General features: G+C 74.9%; 5 protein-coding genes. 4 read left to right on the forward strand and 1 reads right to left on the reverse strand.

Going from position 1 to position 6,996, the window contains the following annotated elements:
- The first annotated feature begins 41 nt into the window (after window positions 1-41).
- Entirely contained in the window at window positions 42-1,478 is a 1,437-nt protein-coding gene (locus ETD96_RS38200; protein WP_138641368.1) for an aldehyde dehydrogenase, read from the forward strand.
- Between the two features lie 11 nt (window positions 1,479-1,489).
- On the forward strand, window positions 1,490-2,701 hold the full coding sequence (locus ETD96_RS38205) for an MFS transporter (RefSeq protein ID WP_205719666.1): 1,212 nt from the start codon (window positions 1,490-1,492) through the stop codon (window positions 2,699-2,701).
- A gap of 9 nt (window positions 2,702-2,710) precedes the next feature.
- Here ETD96_RS38205 and ETD96_RS38210 read toward each other — a convergent pair whose 3' ends face one another.
- Complete coding sequence (locus tag ETD96_RS38210; RefSeq protein WP_138641369.1) at window positions 2,711-5,266, reverse strand: DUF4132 domain-containing protein; 2,556 nt, start codon at window positions 5,264-5,266, stop codon at window positions 2,711-2,713.
- Between the two features lie 157 nt (window positions 5,267-5,423).
- Between ETD96_RS38210 and ETD96_RS38215 the strand changes: the two genes are divergently transcribed.
- Both ETD96_RS38215 and ETD96_RS38220 read left to right on the forward strand, forming a co-directional pair.
- Window positions 5,424-6,008, forward strand: coding sequence for a Dps family protein (locus tag ETD96_RS38215; protein ID WP_138641370.1), 585 nt, complete (start codon window positions 5,424-5,426; stop codon window positions 6,006-6,008).
- A gap of 114 nt (window positions 6,009-6,122) precedes the next feature.
- The coding region (locus ETD96_RS38220) for a serine/threonine-protein kinase (RefSeq protein WP_240808523.1) at window positions 6,123-6,996 on the forward strand (874 nt) is incomplete at its 3' end.

Here is a 6,996-nt window from a genome sequence, read left to right on the forward strand (position 1 = left end):
GGAGATGTGTATAAGAGATAGGGAATGAGGGTTAGCAGCACATGGAGTTCTTCGGGCACGTCATCGACGGCGAGGAAGTCGAATCGCAGGACGCCGCACGGTTCGACAGCGTCGATCCCTGGACCCGGCAGCCCTGGGCGCAGGTGGCGCTCGGCTCGCGGGGCGACGTCGAGCGCGCCGTCGCGGCCGCGCGGCGCGCGTTCGATGACGGACCGTGGCCCCGCATGGGATACGCCGAGCGCGGCCGCGTCCTGCACCGCCTCGCCGACCTGGTGGAGGAGAACAAGGACCGGCTCGGCATGGCCGACACCCGCGACATGGGCAAGCCGGTCACCCAGAGCATCGGCAACGACGTCGGCCGGTCGGCCCACAACCTGCGGTTCTTCGCCGAGCACGCGCACCTCTCGGCGGCGGACCGGCTGCCGATGGACAGCGGCCACCACGCCTACACCGCCTACGGGCCGGCCGGGGTCGTCGCCGCCATCTCCCCCTGGAACTTCCCGCTGATGCTGGAGACCTGGAAGATCGCGCCCGCGCTGGCGTGGGGGAACACCGTCGTGCTGAAGCCCGCCGAGGACACCCCGGCCTCGGCGACACTGCTCGCGCGGCTCGCGACCGAGGCGGGCCTGCCGCCCGGCGTCCTCAACGTCGTGCACGGGTACGGCCCGCAGTCGGCGGGGCAGGCGCTCACCGAGCACGCCGGCGTCGACCGGATCACCTTCACCGGCGCGTCCAGCACCGGACGGGCCATCGCCCAGATCGCCGGCGGCAACCTCGTGCCGGTGAGCCTGGAGCTCGGCGGCAAGGGCGCCAACGTCGTGTTCGCCGACGCCGACCTGGACAACGCCGTCGACTGGTCGATCCGGGCCATCTTCACCAACGCCGGGCAGGTGTGCCTCGCCGGCAGCCGGCTCTACGTGCAGCGCGAGATCTACGACGCGTTCCTCGACCGCTTCACCGCCGCCGCCGAGGCGATGGTGGTCGGCGACCCGTCCGACCCGGGCACCCAGCTCGGCCCGCTGGCCTCGCAGGAGCACTACAAGAAGGTCAGCGGCTACGTCGAGACGATCGAGGCGCAGGGCGGCCGGATCCGCACCGGCGGGCTCGGCTCCGGCTGGGTCGTCCGGCCCACCGTGGTCACGGACATGCCGCAGGACGCGCCGCACTGCCGGGAGGAGATCTTCGGCCCGCTGGTCGTGGTGGCCCCGTTCGACACCGAGGCCGAGGCCGTCGCCCTGGCCAACGACACCCCGTACGGCCTCAACGCCATGGTGTTCACCGAGAACCTCAGCCGGGCGCACCGGGTGTCCGCGGCGCTCCGCGCCGGGACGGTCTGGGTGAACTGCTTCTTCATCCGCGACCTGCGCGCCCCGTTCGGCGGCGCCGGGGCGTCGGGCGTCGGACGGGAGGGCGGCGACTTCAGCCGCGAGTTCTTCACCGAGCCGAAGGCCGTCGTCATGCAGATCGACCAGGGCTGACCGCGCGCGGCTTGAACGCCCCGTCCCTCTCACGGTTCCGGGCGCGCGGCGGGCGCCCGGAACGCCCGCCGCGCGTCTGGCCGCTGTACGCGGGCGGCTTCCTCGGCCCCTACAGCGGCACCATGGTCACGCCGATCCTGCACGAGGCGGCGGACGGCCTCGGCAGCACGCCCGAGACGGCCGCCGCCGCCGTGACCGCGTACATGATCCCGTTCGCGGCGCTGATGCTGGTGTCGGGGACGTGGGCGGAGCGCTGGGGCCGGCGCCGCACCCTCCGGCTCTCCCTGCTCTGCTACGTCCTGGCGTCCGGGGTCTGCGCCCTCGCCCCCACCATGGAGGTCTTCCTGGCGGGACGCGTCCTGCAGGGCGCCACGAACGCCTTCACGACGCCGCTGCTGCTGGCCGCGATCGGCGACATCACGCCGCGGGAGCGGCTCGGGCGGGCGCTCGGCCGGTTCGCCGCCATGCAGGCCGCCGGCCAGTCGTTCAGCCCGCTGATCAGCGGGATCTCGGCCGCCGCGGACTGGCGGCTGGCGTTCGCCTTCCCCACCGCCGTCGCCCTCGCGCTCGTGCTGCTCCCGCCCTCGGCGGCCGCCACCGCCCGCAGGGCGGCCGGCCGGGCGTCCTGGCGGGTCCTGGCGGACCGGCGGCTCGCGGCGACCGCGGCGCTGTCGTTCCTGTGCTACCTGCCCGCGGTCGCGCTCACCGTCCTCACGGTGCTGCGCGCGGAGGAACGCTTCGGGCTCGGCCCGGCCGAGCGGGGCCTCGTCAGCGCCGGGTTCGGCGTCGCCGGGCTGATGTGCGCCACCGCGCTCGGCCGCGCCCTCGACCGGGCGGGCCCGCGCCGCCTCGGCATCGCGCTGAGCGCCGTGCTGACCGCCGGCGTCCTGACCGCCGCGCTGGGGCCGTCCCTCACGCTGCTGGTGTGCGGCGTCGTCGTCGCCGGGATCGCGGTGCCCGGCCTGCGCAACACCGTGAACGCGCTCGCCGCCGACAGCGCTCCGTCCAACCGCGGGGGCGCGACGTCGCTGGTGCTCTCCGCCCAGTTCTTCGGCGGCGCGCTCGCCCCGATGGTGTGCGTCCCCCTGTACGGCGCGCACGGCGACCCGGCCTTCGCCGCGGTCGGCCTGGTCCCGCTGCTCGCGTTGCTGCTCCTCTCCAGCGGGCGGCTCATGGGCACGGAGCCCGGTGAACGCCGCGCCGCCGTGTCCGCGGGCGACTGAACGGGCGGGTCAGGACGCGCTGCGGAGGAGGTCGTGGACGGCCTCGCTCATCGTGACCGGGTCGACCCGGCCCAGCGGCACGGCGTCCTTCGGCGTCGGCGCGGGGGCGGGGCCCGCCCAGAGGGCGGTGACCTTCTGGTCGTCGCCCTCGCCGTACATGTAGGCGTAGAGGCCGGGGCTCAGGCCGGCGACGACGTACAGGCCGGCGGGGTCGCGGCGGGCCAGCCAGCCGCCCGCGAAACCGCCGTCGGCGTCCACGGACTCCCAGCGGCCCTGCGAGTGGCCCTTCGCCTTGCCGTAGGGCAGCACGAGCCCCTCGACCCGGGCGAGCCGGTGCGCGGCCCGCTCGTCGGCGGTGAGCCGGTACACGGGACGGCCGAGCTGCTCGAACGGCTGCAGGATCTCGTAGTCGGCGAAGAGCTCCGCCCAGGCTTCGAGGTCGTCCAGCAGGACCGGGTGGGCGATGCCGATGCGGTCGTCCGGCGCGGGAGTGAACGCGTCGTCGCGGACGTCGGCGTAGGTGCGGTCCTCGGCGACGCGGAACGCGGTGCCGGAATCGGTGATCCACACCAGCCGGCGGACGATGTGCCCCAGCAGCGGATGGCTGACGAAGAACGTGTGGAAGTCGCCGGGCGTCCAGCTGCGGCGGGTCGTCATGGCCTGTTCGAGGCGCTTGATCTCCTGCGCGGCCAGCGTGCGCAGGTCCTTCTTGAGGCCGGTGAAGAGCGCGTGCGCGGACGCGGCGAGGGCGGGGTCGTCCGTCGCGGCGGGCTTCGGGGCGCTCTTGCGGGTCGTGCCGTTCGGCGCCGTGACCAGCGGGACGAGCTGCTCGTCGAAGGTCACGGTGAACCGGCGGGGGCCGTAGTCGAGGACGAGGACGCCCTGGTCGTCCAGGCCGAAGTCGGGGACGGCGCGGTCGGCCAGGGCGTCCGGCGTGATGCCGCGCGCGGCGGCGATCTCGTCGATCTTCTTGGCGGCGCGGTTCTTGAGGCCCTTGTACCTGCCGGTGCGGGTCAGCTCGAAGAGGTGGGTGAGGGCGACGTCGGAGCCGATGCCGGCGAGGACGTCCAGCGCGGACGCGGCCCGGCCGGTGAGGCCCTCGCCCGGCCAGCGTTTGATCAGCGGGCTGAGCCGCCGCACGGTGGTGTCGTCGCCGATCAGGCCGAGCTGCGCCAGCGCCCAGTTGTGCTTGGTGGGCGCGCCGAGCGCGTACCAGCGCTCGAACACCGCCCAGGAGAACTCGGCCAGCGAGTGCCGGTCGCAGAAGTCGCGGACGCCGGCGGCCTCCGGGGACTTCCGGGCGAGGAGGTGCAGCAGGCGCCGGGTCGCGGCGGCGGGCAGCGCCCGGTCGCGGTCGCGGGTGAGGACGCGCGGCAGGCGCGCCGGGTCGGCCCAGTCGGTCTTCGCGCCGCGGGCGGGCGGCTTGCCCGCGAGGACGCCGGGCAGGTCGTCGGCGTCGGGGACGGCCGGCTCCGCCCGTTCGGTGCGCGTCAGCCCGCGCAGCAGCCCGGCCGCCCGCAGGCCCCGGGTCGTGCCGTCGCCGGCCAGCGGCTCCAGGACCCGGAGCGCGTGGTCGGGGTACCGTTCGACCGCCTCCTGCAAGGCGGCCGGGACGCCCTGCTCGCCGATGTGGTCGAGGAGCACGGGGAAGAGCTGCTCGTCGGGGATCGCCAGGAGCGCCGTCAGCACGATCGGGCGGGTCTTCTCGGCGTCGTGGGCGGGCCTGAGGGCTTGGACCAGCAGGGGGAAGGCGTCCGCGCCGAGCCCGTCGAGCAGCGTCGCGACCACGGCCGGGGTCACCCTGATCCAGCCGGCGTGGGGCGCCTGCTCGGCGGTGGACAGCGAGCAGACCAGGAGTTCGTGGTCGGCGACGGTCAGGCGGGCGGCGTCGGCGAGGGACTCGTCCACCCAGGCCGTCTCGGTCGGGACGAGGTAGGCGGCGACGCGCCGTCGCGTCGCGTCGCCGCGGTGGGCGGCCAGCCGCGCGACGGCGTCGGCGTACTCGGCCTCGGGCGCCGCCGCCAGGAGTGCGCGGAGCCGCTTGGCGGCGGTGTCCTCGGTGACCCAGTCGCTCGCGCGCATCCGGTCGTCGGAGGTCGCCCGCCGGATCTCGCCGCGCCATCCCTCGCTCGGCCCGCTGTAGGAGACGAGCCAGACCGCTCCGGCGGTGTCCCGCCGCGCCGGGCGCGGCACGGGGCCGAGGGCGATGGAGGACGCCTCGGTGAGCGCGCAGGCGGCGAAGGCGAGCCCGTGGTCCAGGACCCAGGCGTCGGCGAAGCCCTCGCCGCCGCAGCCTTCGACGTGCTTCACCGCGATCGCGGCGACGGCCGCCGCGCCGACCGGGTCGGGATCGCCGTCCAGCCAGGCCCGGACGCCCGCGGCGAGGTCGGGGGCGGTGCGCGCGTGCTCCGCCATGTCCGCGGCGATCGGGCGGGCGGCGCGGTCCCACGCGCGTGCGCCGCGCGCGGCGTCCTCGTCGGCGACGAGCCGGGGCCCGGCGATGCCGCCCCGCCGCGGATGGACGTGCTCATGCCACTCGACCGGAATCTCCACCGTCTGGCCCATGGCCCCGCAAGCTAACGGCCGGATCGGACAATCCCGGGTCCCGGGACGAGACCAGGGCGGTGACCAGGGCGGGGACCAGGGACCGGGCCCGTTTGGCCCCCTCGCCGGGTGGAACACACCCTTCGCCATTCGATGTGAACCCGGAAGGAACCCGCACATGAGCACGGACGGGACCCGACCCGCCGGCAGCCAGCCATGGCTGCACCAGCACGGCCGCGAGATCCAGCAGTTCGGGACGGTACGGCAGTTCCCGCTGGCCCTCTCCCGTGACGCCCGCTTGTACTCCTGCCAGCGCCTCAACCGGATCCTGGCGGACACTCAGATCCTCTACGCGCTCTACAAGAAGCACCACTGGCTCGTCCGGGGGCAGACCTTCTACCAGCTGCATCTGCTGCTGGACAAGCACGCGGGAGAGCAGCTCGCGCTGGTAGACACCATCGCCGAGCGGGTGCAGACCCTCGGCGGCGTGGCCGTCGGCGACCCGCGGCACGTCGCCGAGATCACCGCGGTCCCGCGCCCGCCGGACGGCGTCGAGGAGGTCCCGGCGATGCTGTCCCGGCTGCTGGAGGCCCACGAGATCATCCTCACCGAGGCGCACGACGCCGCGGCGCGCACCGCCGAGCAGGGCGACGACGGCACCAACGACGTGCTCGTGTCCGACGTGATCCGCACCGGGGAGCTGCAAGCCTGGTTCCTGGCCGAGCACCTCGTCGACACGCCGCTCGTCGTCGCCGACCACTGAGCGGGCGCGGCGGCCGGTTCCCACCCGGCCCGGGTGCCGTCCGGGCCGGGCCTCGTCGCCACTGGTTGTGCTTTGCTCCGCTTTGCCGGGGTTCGTGGGCTTAGGCTGTCCGCCGTGACCTCTGCGAAGACGGTGATCGACGGCCGTTTCGAACTGCGCGACCGCCTCGGCAGCGGCGGCATGGGCACCGTCTGGCGCGCGTTCGACCTCGCCCTGGAACGCGAAGTCGCGCTGAAGGAGGTGCGGCTCGCCGAGGCCGGGGCCGCCGACCCCGACCCGGACGTGGCGCGGATGCTGCGCGAGCGGGTGATGCGCGAGGCCCGCGCCCTCGCCCGGCTCGACCACCCGAACGTGGTGACCATCCACCACATCGTGGACACGCCCGACATGCCGCACCCGTGGCTGGTCATGGAGCTCGTCCGCGGGGAGTCCCTGCACGACCGGCTGGCGCGCGGGCCGCTGAACCCCGGCGAGGCCGCCGCCGTCGGGCGCGGGCTCCTGGCCGCGCTGCGCGCCGCGCACGAGGCCGGGATCTGCCACCGGGACGTCAAGCCCGCGAACGTCCTGCTGCGCGCGGACGGGACGCCGGTCCTCACCGACTTCGGCATCGCGGTGCTCCGGGAGGCGTCCCGCGTGACCGCCACCGGCGGGCTGGTCGGCTCGCCGGAGTACATCGCGCCGGAACGGCTGAACGGGCACGAGGGCGACCCCGCCTCCGACCTCTGGTCCCTCGGCCTGCTGCTCTACGTGGCCGTCGAGGGGACCAATCCGCTGCGCCGGTCCACGACGGCCGCGACGCTCGCCGCCATCATGACGGCCCAGGTGCCGCCGCCCCGCAACGCCGGGGCACTGGCGCCCGTCCTGCAGTCGCTGCTGGTCCAAGAGCCGACGGCCCGTCCCACGGCCGACCAGCTCGACCACATGCTCACCCAGGTCGCCGGGCAGAGCCCGACGCACCTGTCCTTCGCCCCCGGCCCTGCTCCTGCTC

The sequence above is a fragment of the Actinomadura geliboluensis genome (assembly GCF_005889745.1).
In the GTDB taxonomy this organism is placed as follows: domain Bacteria; phylum Actinomycetota; class Actinomycetes; order Streptosporangiales; family Streptosporangiaceae; genus Spirillospora; species Spirillospora geliboluensis.